This is a genomic window from Sinobacterium caligoides, assembly GCF_003752585.1.
Taxonomy (GTDB): domain Bacteria; phylum Pseudomonadota; class Gammaproteobacteria; order Pseudomonadales; family Sinobacteriaceae; genus Sinobacterium; species Sinobacterium caligoides.
In genome coordinates this window covers 1-16,940 of record NZ_RKHR01000011.1, presented here as the reverse complement: position 1 = coordinate 16,940, position 16,940 = coordinate 1, and the positions used below count along the sequence as shown (strand labels likewise).

General features: G+C 49.8%; 14 protein-coding genes. 8 read left to right on the top strand and 6 right to left on the bottom strand.

Features of this window, described 5'->3' with window-relative positions:
- Nucleotides 1-29 precede the first annotated feature (29 nt).
- Nucleotides 30-2,984: a PilC/PilY family type IV pilus protein gene (locus tag EDC56_RS19090; RefSeq protein WP_123714195.1), complete on the top strand. Its 2,955-nt coding sequence runs from the start codon at nt 30-32 to the stop codon at nt 2,982-2,984.
- 30 nt (nt 2,985-3,014) lie between these two features.
- Here EDC56_RS19090 and EDC56_RS19085 read toward each other — a convergent pair whose 3' ends face one another.
- The 4 genes from EDC56_RS19085 to EDC56_RS19070 all read right to left on the bottom strand — a co-directional run bounded on the left by EDC56_RS19085 (nt 3,015) and on the right by EDC56_RS19070 (nt 7,835).
- Nucleotides 3,015-3,578, bottom strand: a complete 564-nt coding sequence (locus EDC56_RS19085) for a GspH/FimT family pseudopilin (RefSeq protein WP_123714194.1) — start codon at nt 3,576-3,578, stop codon at nt 3,015-3,017.
- Between the two features lie 83 nt (nt 3,579-3,661).
- Nucleotides 3,662-5,032, bottom strand: coding sequence for a sigma-54-dependent transcriptional regulator (locus tag EDC56_RS19080; protein ID WP_123714193.1), 1,371 nt, complete (start codon nt 5,030-5,032; stop codon nt 3,662-3,664).
- 5 nt (nt 5,033-5,037) lie between these two features.
- Nucleotides 5,038-6,633 (bottom strand): two-component system sensor histidine kinase NtrB, encoded by a 1,596-nt coding sequence (locus tag EDC56_RS19075; protein WP_123714192.1) that lies wholly within the window; start codon nt 6,631-6,633, stop codon nt 5,038-5,040.
- Between the two features lie 92 nt (nt 6,634-6,725).
- Nucleotides 6,726-7,835, bottom strand: coding sequence for a TonB family protein (locus EDC56_RS19070; protein ID WP_123714191.1), 1,110 nt, complete (start codon nt 7,833-7,835; stop codon nt 6,726-6,728).
- 245 nt (nt 7,836-8,080) lie between these two features.
- Between EDC56_RS19070 and EDC56_RS19065 the strand changes: the two genes are divergently transcribed.
- Entirely contained in the window at nt 8,081-8,752 is a 672-nt protein-coding gene (locus EDC56_RS19065; RefSeq protein WP_123714190.1) for a cyclic nucleotide-binding domain-containing protein, read from the top strand.
- Here the strand turns inward: EDC56_RS19065 and EDC56_RS19060 are convergent.
- Together EDC56_RS19060 and EDC56_RS19055 are read right to left on the bottom strand one after the other, a co-directional pair.
- Entirely contained in the window at nt 8,749-9,324 is a 576-nt protein-coding gene (locus tag EDC56_RS19060; RefSeq protein WP_123714189.1) for a lytic transglycosylase domain-containing protein, read from the bottom strand. The two genes, EDC56_RS19065 and EDC56_RS19060, sit on opposite strands and share 4 nt — an antisense overlap.
- Nucleotides 9,324-11,066, bottom strand: coding sequence for a proline--tRNA ligase (locus EDC56_RS19055; protein WP_123714188.1), 1,743 nt, complete (start codon nt 11,064-11,066; stop codon nt 9,324-9,326). The genes EDC56_RS19060 and EDC56_RS19055 overlap by 1 nt, the downstream gene beginning before the upstream one ends.
- A gap of 87 nt (nt 11,067-11,153) precedes the next feature.
- Here EDC56_RS19055 and EDC56_RS19050 point away from each other — a divergent pair, with 87 nt between their 5' ends.
- The 6 genes from EDC56_RS19050 to EDC56_RS19025 all read left to right on the top strand — a co-directional run bounded on the left by EDC56_RS19050 (nt 11,154) and on the right by EDC56_RS19025 (nt 16,717).
- Complete coding sequence (locus EDC56_RS19050) at nt 11,154-11,588, top strand: HIT domain-containing protein (protein ID WP_123714187.1); 435 nt, start codon at nt 11,154-11,156, stop codon at nt 11,586-11,588.
- Nucleotides 11,589-11,821: 233 nt separating this feature from the next.
- Nucleotides 11,822-12,178 carry an HU family DNA-binding protein gene (locus EDC56_RS19045; RefSeq protein WP_123714186.1) on the top strand — a complete coding sequence of 119 codons (357 nt, stop codon included), beginning with the start codon at nt 11,822-11,824 and terminating at the stop codon, nt 12,176-12,178.
- A 218-nt stretch (nt 12,179-12,396) separates the two neighbouring features.
- Nucleotides 12,397-12,624: an FmdB family zinc ribbon protein gene (locus EDC56_RS19040; RefSeq protein ID WP_123714185.1), complete on the top strand. Its 228-nt coding sequence runs from the start codon at nt 12,397-12,399 to the stop codon at nt 12,622-12,624.
- 84 nt (nt 12,625-12,708) lie between these two features.
- Nucleotides 12,709-14,478 carry an aspartate--tRNA ligase gene (gene aspS, locus EDC56_RS19035; protein ID WP_123714184.1) on the top strand — a complete coding sequence of 590 codons (1,770 nt, stop codon included), beginning with the start codon at nt 12,709-12,711 and terminating at the stop codon, nt 14,476-14,478.
- A gap of 2 nt (nt 14,479-14,480) precedes the next feature.
- Nucleotides 14,481-15,233, top strand: a complete 753-nt coding sequence (locus EDC56_RS19030) for a YebC/PmpR family DNA-binding transcriptional regulator (RefSeq protein ID WP_123714183.1) — start codon at nt 14,481-14,483, stop codon at nt 15,231-15,233.
- A gap of 203 nt (nt 15,234-15,436) precedes the next feature.
- The gene (locus EDC56_RS19025) at nt 15,437-16,717 is read left to right on the top strand and encodes an aspartate aminotransferase type Ic (protein WP_123714182.1); all 1,281 of its coding nucleotides are present in this window, start codon (nt 15,437-15,439) and stop codon (nt 16,715-16,717) included.
- Nucleotides 16,718-16,940: the final 223 nt, after the last annotated feature.

Below are 16,940 nucleotides of genomic sequence, written 5' to 3'. Positions count from 1 at the left end.
CTAGGCCACCGCGTACAGCGCAGGGGAGAATGATGAAAAGAATTTATAAACAAGGCCTGATTGTATCGGCGTTATTAACGACACAAACACTTTTAGCAGGCCCTGCTACTTTATCCACAGTACCGATGGTGACGTCTGAGGATGTGCGACCTAATATCATGTTGCTACTTGATACCTCGGGGTCGATGAACTATTCCCTTAAAAATGGTGATTGTAGGCATGACGTAAATGCAAGAGTGCCTTGTCGTATTGATTTGGCTAAGAGGGCGGCGGAATCACTCGTCGATAGGTTGGATTTTGTTCGTCTAGGCTATGGTACGTTTAGTAGCCGACATACAGGTCAAGGTGGGCGTTTACGTTATGATATTGCTGACTTAGATAATCAGGTTAAAAAGGATGTTAAACAGGCTATTTCTACAACGAGAGCCAGTGGCGGCACTCCATTAGCTGAGTCGTTAGAGGGCTTGGGGCGATATTTTAGTAAAAAGAATGGTAGCCCCCAGAGTAAAGAGTTTCTCGACAACTTGGACGATGATACGAAAGCACCTAAAGCTTCCGATGTTATTCAGTATTACTGTCAAAAAAACTTTATTATCGCACTGACAGATGGTGCGCCATCACAAGATGACGGTGTTTCTAAATACATTAAAAATTATGATAAAACTAAAGACTATAGTTATAGAGAATACTATGTCTCTGATGCTACGCATAAGCTTTATGACACTGACTTTCGGCCAGACATAACAGATCCTAGTGACCCAGAGCATATTAATAATGTCATCACCTACTTGATCGGCTTTGCGGAAGAGAGTGTTTATGGTGCAAATACGGCAACAGGAAAGATGTTGCGTGATGCGGCGACAGGGGACCCGAAACTAGAGGAGGGTGGAACACGTTTGGAGGGCAAGTTCTACCCCACGGCGGACGAGAATGCGCTCGACGAAGCGTTTAAGTCAATCTCTAATGATATCGCGGCGAAAGTCGGCAGCTCGTCGACGGTGAGCTTTAACACCTCCAGCATTCAAAATGGTAGCGAGGTGTACTTTGCCCGCTTTAATACCGCAGGCTGGTCAGGCGAGCTGGGCTCTTACCCGATTAATAGCGACGGGACGATTAATGAAGAGGCTAACTGGACGACGGCTGATACTATCGACAAAATGTCTGACCAGGATATGTCTGCTCGGGTCATTTACACCTACTACGACATTAGTAATTATTCTAACGATCTAAATTCAGCTGCTACTGACAGCAAGAAACATGATGGTAAAGGGGTAACCTTCCGTTACGATAATTTGACGTCATATCAACAAGCGGACTTTAAACGTGGCACAGATACGTCAGCACAGAACTATCTGAATTATATCCGTGGTGAGCATCGACATGAGATACGCAACGGCGGCACATTGCGTGATCGTAAGTCTCGTATTGGCGATATCGTTAACGCGGCCCCAGTGTATGTGGGTAAGGCGAATATGTGGGACGATCATATGAAGGTTGGCGGCGTTAGTTACGCCGATTTTAAAGAGACCGTCAAAGATCGTACACCGATCGTTTACGTTGGGGCTAACGACGGTATGCTGCATGGCTTCAACGCTTCTGATGTCGAGTCAGTGATGGGCTATGAAGAGCTGGCTTTTGTCCCTGCCAGTGTTTATAGCAATGATCTAAGCGAGGGGCTGCATTACTACGCTGATAAAGATTATCGTCACCGTTTTTATGTCGATCTCGCGCCGACCTATGCCGATGCAGGCGTTAACGGCAAGTGGAGGAGTGTCATTGTCGGCGGTAATCGTGCTGGGGGGCGTAGTATTTTCGCTCTTGATGTAACTAACCCAGCAAGCTTTCACAATACAGACAAGGCTGCTAACAAGGTGGTGATGTGGGAGTTCACCCACCCGGATATGGGTGCTAGCTATAGTCGCCCTCAGGTTGCGCAGTTAAATAACGGTCGTTGGGCGGCAATTTTTGGTAATGGTTATAACACTAATGACAACGAAGGACATGACGGCAAGGCCAAGTTGTTTATCGTCTATTTAGATGCGGACCCCAGCGATGGCTGGCAGCAAGGCAGCGGTGAAAACGCGGATTATTTAGTGTTATCGACAAAGAATGGTGAGAGTGCCAATAACAACGTGCGCAATGGTTTATCGACACCGAGGCTCTATGATCTCGATGGTGATAGTACGGCGGATAGAGTTTTTGCCGGTGACGTGATGGGAAATATGTGGGCTTGGGATCTGTCGTCCGATGACGCAGATGACTGGGGTATCGCCTATAAGAAGGACGGTAAGCCTCAGCCGCTCTATACTGGCAACGAAAAGGCACCGATCACGACGCAGCCGATTATTCTCTACAACACCGATGTTGATGACGATGGTGACACAACTACGAAAAACTTAGTGGTACTGTTTGGTACAGGTCAGTTTGTTACCGGCGGCGATAAAACGACCACGGACACGCAGCATTTCTTGGCTGTGCATGATAATGGTATCGGCGGCATTGAGCTCGACGACTTGACGCCGCGGACAGTTAGCACGCAGACGGACAAGCGAAATATCACAGCGGGGGATAAAGTTGATTGGCAGCGCACTAAGGGGTGGGCGTTGGCCCTACCCGATGAGCGTGAGCGACTAGTGGTATCCCCGTTTGTGCGCCGCCACGTCGTCTTCTTTAACACGTCGATTCCAGACAATATTCCCTGTAGCGGTGGCGGCAGTGGCTGGCAGATGGCTGTAGAAGCCCTCGATGGTTTGGACCCAACGGCGTCAGCCTTTGATAGCAATGGTGATGGCGTAGTGGATAGTGAGGACGCAATTTATGCTGGCAAACATTTCGACCACGGCCTGCCTTCAGAAACGTCGACGCAGGGCAATAATGGTTACACGCCTGGCAGCGATGGCAAGCTGCCAGAGCCCGATGCAATGCGCAGTCTGTCAGGCGCGACGACTCGATTGAGTTGGACGGAGTTGCTTCGCAAGGGCTGATGTTTTAATGATGAGCCCTGACGACGAATATCATTCGCAGTCAGGGCCTGCGTTATAACTTTCGACTATACCGTCCTGGTTGTGGTCTTTTTGAAAGTAACTTCTCCCCCCCATGTTGATGGTGAGCATCTTGGCTTGCTTGTCCTTATCTTCACCGTGTTTTGGGCAGAGAGTAAAGGTGCCAGGATTTTTGTTCATTCCATTTGCCTTGAAGCTTAGATAGCGTCGATTGTTCCAGCTGATGTCACTATCACGCCCCTCACTCTGCCATACTCGCAACAGTTGATCGTTATCGTTTATCTGTTTGTTGCCATCGTGGTCGCTGAAGACGCTAATGGCGTTATTCCAATTGTTGCTGCAGCGCTGATTACTGTAAGGGCAGACGACAACGTTATCGTTGTGGCGCACAGCATTATATCGGGCAAGGCTCAGCAGTTGCTGTAATGTTAGGCCGTCGGCGGTGATGCGTTGGCGTATCAGTAAGTGTTCAAAGCCGCCTAGTTGGCTGCTTAGGGTGGTAATAATCGCGAGTACGGTCAGTATTTCGATAAGGGTTGTACCGAACTGCTTCGAGGGGGGAATAAGAGTATGCATAACGTTAGCCTCCTTGCTGTAAACGTTATGCTGAATGTAGTGTTTTTATTGGTGGCTGTGCACCTAATTTAGGGGGTAAATAGCTACTCTAAATTAAGTTTCTTCAGCTTATAGCGTAGGGCTCTAAAAGAGATACCAAGTAGCTTGGCTGCTGCCGTCTTATTCCACTTTGTTTCCTCTAAGGCGTTGGCGATGGCCTCTTTTTCGATGCTGGATAAAAACTCCTCAAGCGAATCAAACTCTTCTTTACCGCTGATACTGGGGTAGAGTTCTGAGTGTTGAGTGGCGCTACTGTTCTTACTGTTGTTAGCAAGGTGTAGGTCGCTTGCGGTGATGGTGTCGTCATCGCACATGGTATAGGCGCGCTCTAGAATATTCTCCAGCTCTCGGACGTTACCCGGGAAGGCGTAGCGTTGTAACTCTGCAATGGCTTCATCGGTGAGGCAGGGTGTTTCGCCACCCCATTCTGCAATGAGTTTATTAAGGATGTGCTGACACAATATCGGGATGTCAGCAGGGCGTTGCCTTAGTGCAGGGACCAGCAACTCAATGACGTTGAGTCGATAGTAGAGGTCGGAGCGAAAGCGTTGTTCCTCTACTTCGAGAGCTAGGTCTTTGTGGGTAGCGCTGAGTATGCGGGTATCGATGACTTTTTCTTTTAGCTCTCCGACCGCGCGTACCGATTTCTCTTGTATTGCGCGCAGTAGCTTTACCTGCATGGCCAGTGGTAGGTCGGCGACTTCGTCAAGGAACAGAGTGCCACCGTTGGCGGCTTCAAATAGGCCGATCTTATCGCTGCTGGCACCGGTAAAACTACCCTTCTTATGGCCGAAGAATTCACTCTCCATTAGCTCGGCGGGAATGGCACCACAGTTGACCGGTATGAAGGGGCCATCGGCTCGGGGGCCACTGCTGTGTATAAGTCGTGCTACTAGTTCTTTACCGGTGCCGGACTCGCCGCTGATATAAACTGGCGCCTGGCTACGAGCGAGTTTGTTTATCTTGCTGCGCAGCTGGGTGATGGCCTCGGTATCGCCTAGCAGCTCTACTTGGTTTGGTGGGGGACTTTTGCTCTCTACTGTTGCGTTTAAACTCAGAGCGCTGTCGATCAGCTTGCGAAGTTGGGTGAGATCGATGGGCTTGGAGACGAAGTCAAAAGCACCAGCTTTCAGTGACTCAACGGCGGTCTCCATGCTGCCAAAAGCGGTGATGACGGCGACGGGTAGCTGGGAGTAGTGTTGCTGAATATAGCTCACTAACTCAATGCCATTGCCATCGGGTAGGTGCATATCGGTTAGACACAGATGGTAGTCATTTTGGCTGAGTAGCTGTTTCGCCTTGCTGATATTCTCTACGGCGGTGGTGTTCAGCCCCATGCGACTCAGGGTGATCTCGAGTAGCTCCCGGATATCGGGTTCATCGTCGATGATGATGACGTCTAAGGTATTGCTCATTCTTATTAACTCGTAGGCCAGCGTTTCATTGGGTGTGAGAAGGTGAGCTTAAAACAACTTCTGCCACGTTGATCGCGCTGGTAGTGCAATAGGGTGTGATTGGCTTCACACATTTCACGACATAGGTACAGGCCTAGCCCACTGCCGGTACTCTCTGTGGTGTAAAAGGGTTCAAAGACTGTATCGATCTTATCTTCGGCGATGCCTGCACCAAAATCAACTATGTCTATCTGCGGTAGTTTATTGTTCTCGTCGGTATAGCCTCGAATAATGACAGACTGTTCTCCACTTACTTGCTGACTATAACGTATGGCATTCTCGCAGAGATTGATGAGTACTTGGTTTAATTGCCCTGGGTCGAAGTTAATGTGGATATCATGCTCGAGTTCAAGGGTCACTTGACTGGCCGGTTGACTGTGTAGGAATTGTTCTTTGAACTCTCGAAGATAGTTGGTCATCGACAGTTGCTCTGGACGTGTTTCTCCGCGTCGTGAGATGCTGAGGACGTTTTCAATAATGTCATTCATCCGCAAGCAGTTGTTCTGTACTATATTTGATAGTTTGAGGTCGGCGCTATCAAGTTGTTCGCTCTCCTTGAGCAGCTGTGCGGCATGACTAATAGCGCCCAGTGGATTGCGGATTTCGTGGGCGATGCTAGCGGTAAGGCGACCGAGAGAGCTGAGCTTGATCTGCTGGGCCTGCTGCACCAATAGTCGATCATCTTCGAGGAAAATGATCGATTCATGCTCATTATTTGGGCTTAGAGGGGCAAAGTTAACCCGTATTTTAGGGCCGGAAGCGTAGGGTTCAAAAAGTAATGAATGTTGTTGAGGGTCGTTTAACCAGCGATCATACTTATCGGCTAGCAAGTTGGGTAATTGTTGTGTCGCAGTGCTAAGCATGGTTTTGTTACCACCCAGTAGTCGCTGCGCGGCCTTATTTATTAGGCGTATCTTATGTTGCTTGGTGGCTACTATCACGCCAGTTTGCATGCGCTGTACGATTAGCTGATTGAGGTGTTGTAGGTCGGCGAGGGTTGACGCCTGCTCGCTAGCAAGCTCCTCGCTTTTTAATATGCGATAGGCTAGGCGCTGTACCAATATGCTGGCGAGGAAGAAAATGACGCCTTGTACGGCAGCGGAGAGCAACAAATGGCTGTAGCCGTTACCGAGTTCGAGGTATTGGTAGCCACTGCGAGTAAGGACGGCAATGGTGGCGATAGCGGCGAGCAAGAGAGAAATTGTGGGCCCCATGGAGATGGCGCCTGAGGCAATGATAATGATTAGTAGCAAAGAGAGGGCATTACCGGCCGTACCTGAGGCATAACACAGTAGGCTGATGACAGTGATGTCGATAATAAAACAGAGCAGCAGAGTGCCACGCACTTGCTTTGTCGATAGTGTAATGCCGAGCATGATGAGATTGGCCAGGCAGACAGCGCCATAACTAATAATGCTCAGCGCAAATAGGTTGGGGTATAAGTTACCAATAATTTTTGGTTCCAGCTCTATAAAGAACATGGTTAACAGGCACAGGCAAAGAAATATCCTGTAGAAAGTATAGTTGCGGAAAAATAGTCGTTCCGTATCAGGAGAGAGCATTCTTTATTGTCTCGGTGTGTCGAAGGTATCGAATCGAGTCTACCTTAGATGGCGGAAAAGTCGTAGTGTTAGAGTCGAAGGGGAGCTGAAGGCTATTTAGGTAGGCGGAACTTGATCGGTAGTTTAACGACAAACTCCTCGCCAGCGAGTGCGTTAGGAGCCGCAGGGTAGTTGGACTTACGTACGGCTTTAATTGCCGCGCTGTTGAGAGAGTGATGCGGAGAGAGCTGGTTTTGATTCAGAGTGATGACCTCACCTTTGCGATCAACAACAATCGTTAGAATAATATCACCCTCAAGGTTGCCGTCGATGGCAATGTTAGGGTAAGTGATGTGGCGATAGGTTTCTTTAAGTATGTTAGAGCGATGGCTGAGCTGCCTACTTTGCTGTTGCTTTTTCTTCAGGCTGTCGTGATCGTTGAGTTGCTTGGTAATCGTTGTAGCTTTGCTCGGTCGGTGTACGGTTAGCGGAGGTGAAGGCTCGCTATGCTGTTTGAGCGCTGTCGGTGTGCTAGCGGCACTAGCGACGGAAAGCTCGGTAACAGCTTTTGGTGTGGTATTTTTATTTTGCGAGTTGGCACCTGACTTGGTGTCTACGGCTTGCCAGCCTGCTGATGCCTTTTTCCGTTCCGGTGAAGCCTGCATGTGGGTGTAAGTGTTGATGAGAGAGATAGTCTTGGGGTCGCTGCCTAAGTTGAGTAGTTGTGATTTGAATTGGCTTGATGGCGGCCGCTTGCCAATCCAACTCCTTAGTAACACATTGAAGAAACCCGCGTTGTTAAATTTTCCGATAAGTTGATTGTTGATACGCACCTCGACGAGCTTTTGCTGGTTGAGGGTAATAGAGACCTCGTCTTCTCGCAGTAGTGGTTGGTTAATCAAGCGGGTGAAACGTAGGATATCGTTGTCGTAATCGTTGAGTTGTTGTTGGTTGTTATTGATTGAAATGCTCTCCAGCCAATACTGATTGAAGCGACGAGCCGAGAGCTGTTGTTTGAGGATTTTTAAGGAAATCTTCCCCTGTGTCGGCGCTTGTAATATTGTACCGGCTGAATGGTTGCGCTTCTTAAGAAAGAGCGCAGCGATGAAGTAATCTTGCGTGTGTTTGTTGTAGACGGTAATACCGTTTAGGCGTAGGGATTCTTGGGCAATGGCGGAGGTTGATAGCAAGAGCACAAGTATAGCTGTTGTCATTGTTTTCATCGCATATCCTTGGAGCTGCACGCTACTGCAGTGCAGATTCTTGTTATTATTGTATTGGCGCCATATTCCTTACCTGCCAAATACTATAATCCAGTTTTTTACACAATAGTAAAGCTATAATAAGGCAATAATTGAGCACTGGCGCAAATTTTAACGGGGCTAGAGTGATGATATAAAATTGCTTAGTAGGCCTTTTATCGGTTTAATTGTTATCTTGATATTCTTAGAACAAGAAAGCGTAGCAGATGCAGATTAAAACGATAGACCAGTTGTCGAACATAGAGCTAGATGGGATATTGCTGCGCCTGCCATTTTTTAGGGGCGTTAAGCAGCGTAGCCAGGCGCAGTTTAAGGAGCTAATGCACTGTTGTCGCCTGGTGGAAATGGACAGTAATGAGGTGATATTGCGGCGTGGTGACAAGAGCACGTGGTTGTATTTCTTGTTACGAGGGGAGTTGCTTGTCTATCCGGGGTTGCAAGCGGGCGAGTCATCTATTGGTCAGGTGTTACCAGGCGAGATGTTTGGTGATCTGGCGCTGATCGGCAATAGTGAGCGGCAGGCAACGGTCTGTAGCGCGGACAGTGGTGGTGGCATTGCTCTCTTTGCCTGTGATGCGAGTTGCTTCGGCAGGTTAGAGGATGATTACCCGATCTCTCAGGAAACCAAGCTAGCTTTTTATCGTATGATGACTGACTCTGTTCGCTGGAAGTTGGAAAAGCATCGAATGGCTTGTCCAGAACACCCGTTGGTGGCAAAGATCATTGCGCTGCCGCTTTACCGAGGGGCTCGTGGTGGTCTTCAGGAATTGCAGGCCTTGGTCGAGCAAGTGTTAGCGTTAGCGGAGATATTGATTGCGTGGAATAGCGATACCCAGCCGGCTTATCTGGGCGGTAGACCACAGCTAGGCGAGCCTTAGAAAGGCGGTCCGTACCAGTGCCTGTTCCATACCGCTAATACCTTGTCACTGTATATTCGTCTGCCATAGCTGCCGTTGTAGCGAGCTAAGGCAGGGGCGAGGCGACCTTTCTCTCTATCGATGTAGAACTTTAAGATAGTGCAGCCGTAGCGTAGGTTGGTGTCTATACTGGTCAGATTGTCATCTGCACGACCAATCTCATTTTTCCAGAAGGGCATAACTTGCATCATTCCCTGGGCGCCGACTCGAGATATTGCGAAACGCTTGAAATGACTTTCGATCTCGATAAGCGCGAGAACGAGGTCGGGGGGTACACCGGCACGGGTGGCTTCTGCGTGGACCTTCTTCAGCAGGTCGATGCGCTCGGCAGGGTCTTTAATGTAGCGACTCAGTGGTTGCTGCATGGTCATTAGCCAGACCTCGGCGTCAAACTTGTCTTCAAAGCTGTGAGCGTTGTGCAGCGACTGCTTTAAAAAACGAGAAAGTGCCTCGTGCTCCTCTGCTGGCGGGGTGGCAGAAAAAACGGCGCCACTAAGTAGTAGTGTCGCCGTGATGATGATCCTGCGTAGCATTAAATAGCGAGCTTATCGATGATGGTGTCGAAGGCTTGTGCGAGCGCTATATCTTGATTGTCGCTATCGCCGCGCCCTTTGTATTCGACCATGCCCTCTTTCAAACCGCGATCACCAATGACGATTCGGTGTGGGATGCCCATGAGCTCCATGTCGGCGAACTTGATGCCAGGGCGCTCCTTACGGTCGTCGAACAGGACCTCGATACCTTGCTCACTCAGCTGGCGATAGAGTGCCTCACAAGCTTCAGTTACGGCCGCAGACTTGTGGTTGTTCAACCCGACAATAGCCACTTGATAGGGTGCGATAGAGGTCGGCCAGATGATGCCTTTGTCGTCATAGTTTTGCTCGATCGCGGCGGCGACGATTCGGGATACGCCAATGCCGTAACAACCCATTTTCATCACAACCTGCTTGCCGTTCTGGTCAAGCACGGTGGCGTTCATCGCCTCTGAGTAGGTTGTACCAAGTTGGAATATGTGGCCGACCTCGATGCCTCGCTTGATGTCGAGGACACCTTGGCCGCAGGGGCTAGGGTCACCGGCGACGACGTCACGAAGGTCTTCGATACGAGCGAGGGGGAGATCGCGCTCCCAGTTAACGTTCAGCAAGTGGTAGCCGTCACGATTGGCGCCACAGACAAAGTTGCTGCAGTGGGCGGCACTGCGGTCGACAATGGTTTCCAGTTCGAGGCCGACAGGGCCGATTGAGCCGGGTGCGCAGCCGATCTGTTGCTTGATCTGTTCATCGCTGGCCAGGGTGAGTGGGCTGGCGATGGCGCTACATTTTTCGGCCTTAATCTCATTAAGTTGGTGGTCGCCACGGACAACTAGAGCGACGAGTAGCTGCTCACCGATAGCCTGCCCTTTCTCGTCGATGGGTTGCTGACCCAATACGATCAGCGTTTTCACTGTCTGTGTACTGTCGATCTTAAGCAGCTCGGTAACGTCGGCGATGCTATGTGCGCCCGGAGTGGCAACTTCGCTGAGTTTATCGCCAGCAGGGGCTCGCTCACCTTGTGGTGCTATGGCCTCGGCCATCTCGACGTTGGCCGCATAGTCACTGCTATCACTGAAGGCGATGTCATCTTCGCCAGAAGCGGCGAGTACATGAAACTCATGCGAGGCGTTACCGCCAATGGAGCCTGTATCGGCAATAACAGCGCGGAAGTCGAGACCTAGACGAGTAAAAATGCGCGTATAGGTGTCGTACATGGATTGATAGGTTTGTTCTAGGCACTGCTCGTCGGCGTGGAAGGAGTAGGCGTCCTTCATGGTAAATTCACGACCGCGCATGAGACCGAAACGTGGGCGAACTTCATCGCGAAACTTGGTTTGAATCTGATAGAAGTTGGCGGGCAGCTGTTTGTAGCTATTAATTTCATTGCGGATGAGGTCGGTGATGACCTCTTCATGTGTTGGCCCAAGGCAAAATTCTCGGCCGTGGCGATCGTGGAGGCGGCACAGCTCTGAACCATACTTCTGCCAGCGCCCGGTTTCTTGCCAGAGTTCGGCCGGTTGCACTACCGGCATGAGTACTTCCATGGCGCCGCTGCGATCCATTTCCTCGCGAACAATGCGCTCGACATTGCGCAGGACTTTTAATCCGGCAGGTAACCAGGTGTAAAGACCGGAGGCGAGTTTACGAACAAGGCCCGCGCGGATCATCAGTTGATGGCTGATGACTTCGGCGTCTGCTGGGGTTTCTTTAACGGTGGCAATAAGTGTTTGGCTTGCGCGCATGGATTCATCTACCCGAGTGGTGCAAAATGGATTGGGTAACGATTTTACGTGGCATTACCGCCACAGCACAAGCTTGAGGTAAAGACAATGGAGCAAAAACCGTTTCAACTGGCCGCTGAGTTAGCGAGAGACTGCATTCATCTCGGTGATTTTCCGCTTTGTAGGGTGCTGATGATGAATGATGCTCATTACCCGTGGTTTATTCTGGTGCCACGTAGAAACGGCATTCGCGAGGCCTTCGAGCTGGATGAGTCAGATCAATTGCTGTTGCATAAGGAGTCAATTGCTTTCTCCGCTTGGTTAAGCTCCACCTTTGGTGCCGATAAAATTAATGTCGCGGCACTGGGTAATATGGTTCCACAACTTCATCTTCACCATATCGCGCGCTTCAAAAACGATGCGGCCTGGCCAGGTCCTGTTTGGGGGGCGAAACCAGCACAACCGTTCACTCGAGAAGATGCTGAGGGGCTAGCGGGAAAACTCTCACTGTTGGCTCGTCTACCTGGTTTTGTAGCGATTTAGAGGCTTTTTTAAGGGTTAACGCAAAAAACGCCGGGTTAGATTCAGAAAGTGCTTGAAACATGTGTTTTTATGCGATATATCGTTACTCAGCCCTGTAAAACCTGAGGTTTACTCATGTTTACAGTTTTATCAAAGATTAAGCGTCGGCTTTATCGGGGTGGATGAGAATGTTTGTCTGCAGTTTGCAGTGAACCTCTCGCACTCTTTCAAAATAAACAGGACTCCGTCTCATTATGGCCACTAAAAAAGCCGCAGCACCTAAGCGTAAGATGACCGCGCTAAAAGAAAAGATGACTAAGGCTCAGATTTTCTCTGAGATCGCTGAAAATACAGAGCTGACTAAGAAGCAAGTTGCAGCTGTATTTGAAGAGTTGGATATTCTTATTGAGCGCTCAACCAAGAAACGTTCCGTTGGTGAATTTACTGTTCCCGGTCTGATGAAGATCGTTACTGTGAAGAAGCCGGCGAAGAAAGCGCGTAAGGGCATCAACCCTTTTACTGGCGAAGAGGCAACTTTTGCTGCCAAGCCTGCGTCGGTTGCCGTTAAGGTACGCCCACTGAAGAAGCTCAAAGAGTTCGCTAACAACTGATTTTACAACGTTGCTAGTCACTGTTTGACGATGGTTGCGGCGCTAATACCGCCGCAATGCGCACCTCTTTCAACATGTCATCCTTTACCTGTTGATACTATTTTCCTCCTCTCTGTTTATCCTTACACCCATCATCGGGTATAATGCTTCGCTTTTCTTTCCCTGTTCTTAGTGATGTGCTAGATGTCGTTGAGTAGCAGAGTTTGTGCGGGGGTAATATGCCAATCTATGAATACCAGTGTCAGTCGTGTGGGCATCAGTTAGAAGCATTGCAGAAGATGAGCGATGCGCCGTTAACAGATTGTCCCAGCTGTGCGAATCCTGAACTGAAGAAAGTTATCTCGGCAGCTGCCTTTCGCCTTAAAGGCGATGGTTGGTACGAGACAGATTTTAAAACAGGTAGTAAGAAAAACCTCGCCGGTGATAGCGGTTCCTCGGGCGAGTAATCAAAATTTGAAGCTTATAGCGACCTGCTGAGGTCGTAATTATTATGGTAGGCCCACTTGAGGCCCCAATACAGGAAGATTGTTATGCGCAGCCATTACTGTGGTGATGTTCGTTCAGAACATATTGATGAAACCGTAACACTGTGCGGCTGGGTTGATCGTCGTCGTGACCACGGTGGTGTGATTTTTCTTGATATGCGTGATCGTGAAGGTGTCGTGCAAGTGGTCTTCGACCCCGATACTCAAGAGCATTTCGAGCGCGCTAACAAGGTTCGCAGTGAGTACGTACTAAAAGTAACGGGGCGTGTTCGTGCCCGCTTTGAAGGCACCGTCAATCCTGGCATGAAGACCGGTGAAATTGAGGTGCTTGGTAAAGAGCTGGAAATTCTCAATGTGGCGGCAACACCACCGTTTCCGCTAGAAGATAAGAATGTTGGCGAAGACATCCGCTTGAAGTACCGCTACGTGGATCTACGCCGCCAAGAGATGCAGGATAAGCTGCGTCTGCGCGCTAAAATCACTTCGGCTATACGTAGCTCTCTTGAAGGTAATGGCTTTCTTGATATTGAAACACCAATTTTAACTCGCGCTACCCCAGAGGGAGCGCGTGATTACTTGGTGCCTAGTCGTACCCATGAAGGCAAGTTTTTCGCGCTGCCGCAATCACCGCAGCTATTCAAGCAGCTATTAATGGTTTCGGGTTTTGATCGTTATTACCAAATTGCTAAGTGTTTCCGTGACGAGGATCTGCGCGCTGATCGTCAGCCTGAATTTACCCAGATTGATATTGAGGCTTCTTTTGTTGATCAAGAGAGCATTATGTCGCTCACCGAAGAGATGATCTGCGACTTGTTCAAAAGTGTCCTCGGTGTTGAGCTCGGCAGCATTCCACGCATGCCTTTCGCAGAGGCGATGGCCCGATTTGGCTCTGATAAGCCGGATATGCGTATTCCACTCGAGCTGGTTGACGTCGATGACTTGATGCGTCAAGTTGATTTCAAGGTCTTTAACGGTCCTGCCAGCGATCCTAAGGGGCGCGTTGCGGCGCTGAAGGTGCCGGGTGGTGCGAGTATCTCGCGCAAGCTTATCGATGGTTATACGAAGTTTGTCAGCATTTATGGCGCTAAAGGTTTGGCCTGGATTAAGGTCAACGAGTTAGCAAAAGGTATTGAAGGGCTACAGTCTCCGATTATTAAGTTCATGCCGGATGAAATCGTGCTGCAGCTAATGGAGCGATTAGACGTTGCCGATGGCGACATTGTCTTCTTTGGTGCGGATAAGGCGAAGATCGTCAACGAAGCTCTCGGTGCGCTACGTTGCAAGCTCGGTGAGGATCTCGATCTCTACACGGCAGAGTGGGCGCCGCTATGGGTTGTCGACTTCCCGATGTTTGAGGAAACGGATAGCGGTTGGACTTCGCTGCACCATCCCTTTACCGCGCCGGCTTGCTCTCCGGAGGAGCTTATCGCAAACCCGGGCGAGGCATTGTCAATTGCTTACGATATGGTATTAAACGGTTGCGAGCTAGGTGGTGGTTCTATTCGTATCCACGATCAAGAGATGCAGAAAACGGTCTTTAAGGTCTTGGGTATTAGTGACGAAGAGGCGGAAGAGAAGTTTGGTTTCCTTCTTGATGCTCTTCAGTTTGGTGCGCCACCGCACGGCGGTCTAGCCTTTGGCTTGGATCGTATTGTCATGTTGATGACAGGTAGCGAGTCGATTCGTGATGTCATTGCGTTTCCTAAGACGCAGTCTGCGGGCTGTTTGATGACGAAGGCGCCTGGTGAGGTGTCAAGTCAGCAGTTGCGCGAGCTGAGTATTAAGCTGCGCGAAGAAGAAAAAGCGGGAGAGTAAACGTGGCGGGTCATAGCAAGTTTGCGAACATCAAGCACCGCAAGGCGGCTCAAGATGCTAAACGAGGTAAGATCTTTACGCGTATTATTCGTGAGATTGTTGTTGCCGCTAAAGGTGGTGCCGATGTCGCCGATAATGCACGTCTGCGCGCCGTTGTCGAGAAAGCGTTGGCGGCTAACATGACGCGCGACACTATTGATCGTGCGGTAGCTCGTGGTGCTGGCACCGGAGAGGGTGCTGACATGGTCGAGATCACCTACGAGGGGCGTGCTCCTGGTGGTGTGGCGGTGCTGGTAGAGACTATGACCGACAACAAGAATCGCACGGTTGCGGAGGTGCGTCATGCTTTTAGTAAGCGCGGCGGGCAGCTGGGTACCGGGGGGTCTGTTGCCTACTTATTTGATCGTAAGGGGGAGATTAGTTTCGCGCCGGGCGTGACCGACGAAGAGACCGTGATGGACATTGCTCTGGAGGCCGGTGCGGAAGATGTCGTCGCCCATGATGATGGTTCGATCGATGTGGTTACCGCCTTCGAGGATTTCTTGACGGTAAAAGATGCCCTCGTTGCTGGAGGGCTTGAGCCTGAACAGGCTGACGTCGCAATGGTGCCATCGATGACGGAAGAGCAGAACGTGGATTCCGCCCGCAAGGTGTTGGGGTTGTTGGATATGCTCGAAGACTTGGATGATGTGCAGAACGTTTATAGCAATGCCAGTTTCTCGCCGGAAGTGATGGAGCAGCTGGCGCAGGACTAAATACGATGTTAGCTCTAGCCCGCGACAAGCGATTGTTGCGGGTTTTGTTGTTTTGAGGGGATAGAAATGGCCTTAGCTTGATATTTTTATGATGTCAGTCTATTTCGATGTCGCTATAATGGCGCTCGAATTGGGCCGCAAAGAGCCGAGTCGCCGCTTCAGGCGAGCAGTTGATCAGTTAATACCTACCCGAGGATACTATCTTGAATTTCCAGAGCGCCTCCCGTGCACAGTTAGAGGCTGCAGAAGCAGAATTGGCACAGCAATATCAAGCCCATCAGTCATCAGGACTTAGCTTAGACCTAACCCGAGGAAAGCCCTCTACGGAACAGGTTGAGTTGTCGAGCTCGCTCGACGGTATATTGGCGGGTAACTATATTAGCGAGGAAGGGGTCGACCTTCGGAACTATGGTGGTCTGGATGGCATTCCCGGTATGAAACGTTTGTTTGCTGAAACGTTTTCCATCGATGTATCGCGTATCTTGATTGGCGGTAACTCGAGCCTGACCTTGATGTATCAGAGCGCCTTATTTGCTTTGCAGTTTGGCTTGGGCGGTGAAGGGAGTGCCTGGAATCAAGAGTCGGGAGAGGTGAAGTTTATCTGCCCGGTGCCGGGTTATGATCGCCACTTCTCCGTTTGTGAGCACCTAGGAATCAAGATGATCCCTGTGGCGATGGACGAGAATGGGCCGTTAATGGATGAGGTGGAATCGCTCATTAAGGCAGATCCTATGATCAAGGGTATCTGGTGTGTGCCGCGCTTTTCCAATCCGACGGGCTGTGTCTATTCTGATGAGGTTGTTGATCGTATTGCTGCTCTTGCAGGTATTGCTGGTAATAACTTCCGTGTATTCTGGGATAACGCTTATGCGGTCCATATTCTAGATGATGAGGCGAAGGAGTTGGCGGATGTTTTCGTTTCGGCGAAAAAGCATGGCACAGAGGATAGTGTGTTGATCTTTGGGTCGACCTCAAAAGTAACTTTTGCTGGTGCCGGCGTTGCCTTTATGGCGGCCTCGTCTTCTAATTTGGCTGCTTTTAAGCGTCATTTGGGTTTTAGTTCTATCGGGCCGGATAAGCTTAATCAGCAGCGTCACATCAACCTGCTGAAAGATGCGACGGGTTTTAAGGCGCATATGACGCAGCATGCTGCAATTTTAAAGCCTCGCTTTGACATTGTTGAAAAGTATTTGATCGAGGGTTTGGCGGGAAGTGGTATTGCGTCTTGGTTAAAGCCACAAGGGGGGTATTTCGTTTCCTTTGATAGCGAGCCTGGTCTGGCTAAGCAGATTGTAGCGATGGCAGCCGACGCAGGCGTTAAGTTGACGCCTGCGGGCGCGACGTTCCCTTACGGCCATGACCCGAAGGACGCAAATATTCGTCTTGCCCCGAGCTACCCCTCTCTGGAAGAGATTGAGCAGGCGATGGCAATATTTGTCGTTTGCGTAAAGTTGGCGACAGTTAGAAAAATGCTGAATGCATAGCTAATCTGTTAGGTGGTAGTGGCTTGTTGTGGTTGCATAGGGGGTTATGTATATAGTCGACACGACGACCATTTTGTTCGTGTTGACATCTGCTTTGTTGATCTCTGATGATTTATTGGTTTATCTGCAAATAACCGTTGACACCAGGTTGCGATTCAGTAGAATACGCAGCCCGACATTGAGCGGCTTCGCAAGAAGATATGCTCTGTCAGAAGATGTTACG

Coding starts and splice junctions, on each gene's coding strand:
- EDC56_RS19090 (WP_123714195.1), top strand. CDS start 30: ATGATGAAAAGAATTTATAAACAAGGCCTGATTGTATCGGCGTTATTA.
- EDC56_RS19085 (WP_123714194.1), bottom strand. CDS start 3,578: ATGCATACTCTTATTCCCCCCTCGAAGCAGTTCGGTACAACCCTTATC.
- EDC56_RS19080 (WP_123714193.1), bottom strand. CDS start 5,032: ATGAGCAATACCTTAGACGTCATCATCATCGACGATGAACCCGATATC.
- EDC56_RS19075 (WP_123714192.1), bottom strand. CDS start 6,633: ATGCTCTCTCCTGATACGGAACGACTATTTTTCCGCAACTATACTTTC.
- EDC56_RS19070 (WP_123714191.1), bottom strand. CDS start 7,835: ATGAAAACAATGACAACAGCTATACTTGTGCTCTTGCTATCAACCTCC.
- EDC56_RS19065 (WP_123714190.1), top strand. CDS start 8,081: ATGCAGATTAAAACGATAGACCAGTTGTCGAACATAGAGCTAGATGGG.
- EDC56_RS19060 (WP_123714189.1), bottom strand. CDS start 9,324: ATGCTACGCAGGATCATCATCACGGCGACACTACTACTTAGTGGCGCC.
- EDC56_RS19055 (WP_123714188.1), bottom strand. CDS start 11,066: ATGCGCGCAAGCCAAACACTTATTGCCACCGTTAAAGAAACCCCAGCA.
- EDC56_RS19050 (WP_123714187.1), top strand. CDS start 11,154: ATGGAGCAAAAACCGTTTCAACTGGCCGCTGAGTTAGCGAGAGACTGC.
- EDC56_RS19045 (WP_123714186.1), top strand. CDS start 11,822: ATGGCCACTAAAAAAGCCGCAGCACCTAAGCGTAAGATGACCGCGCTA.
- EDC56_RS19040 (WP_123714185.1), top strand. CDS start 12,397: ATGCCAATCTATGAATACCAGTGTCAGTCGTGTGGGCATCAGTTAGAA.
- aspS (WP_123714184.1), top strand. CDS start 12,709: ATGCGCAGCCATTACTGTGGTGATGTTCGTTCAGAACATATTGATGAA.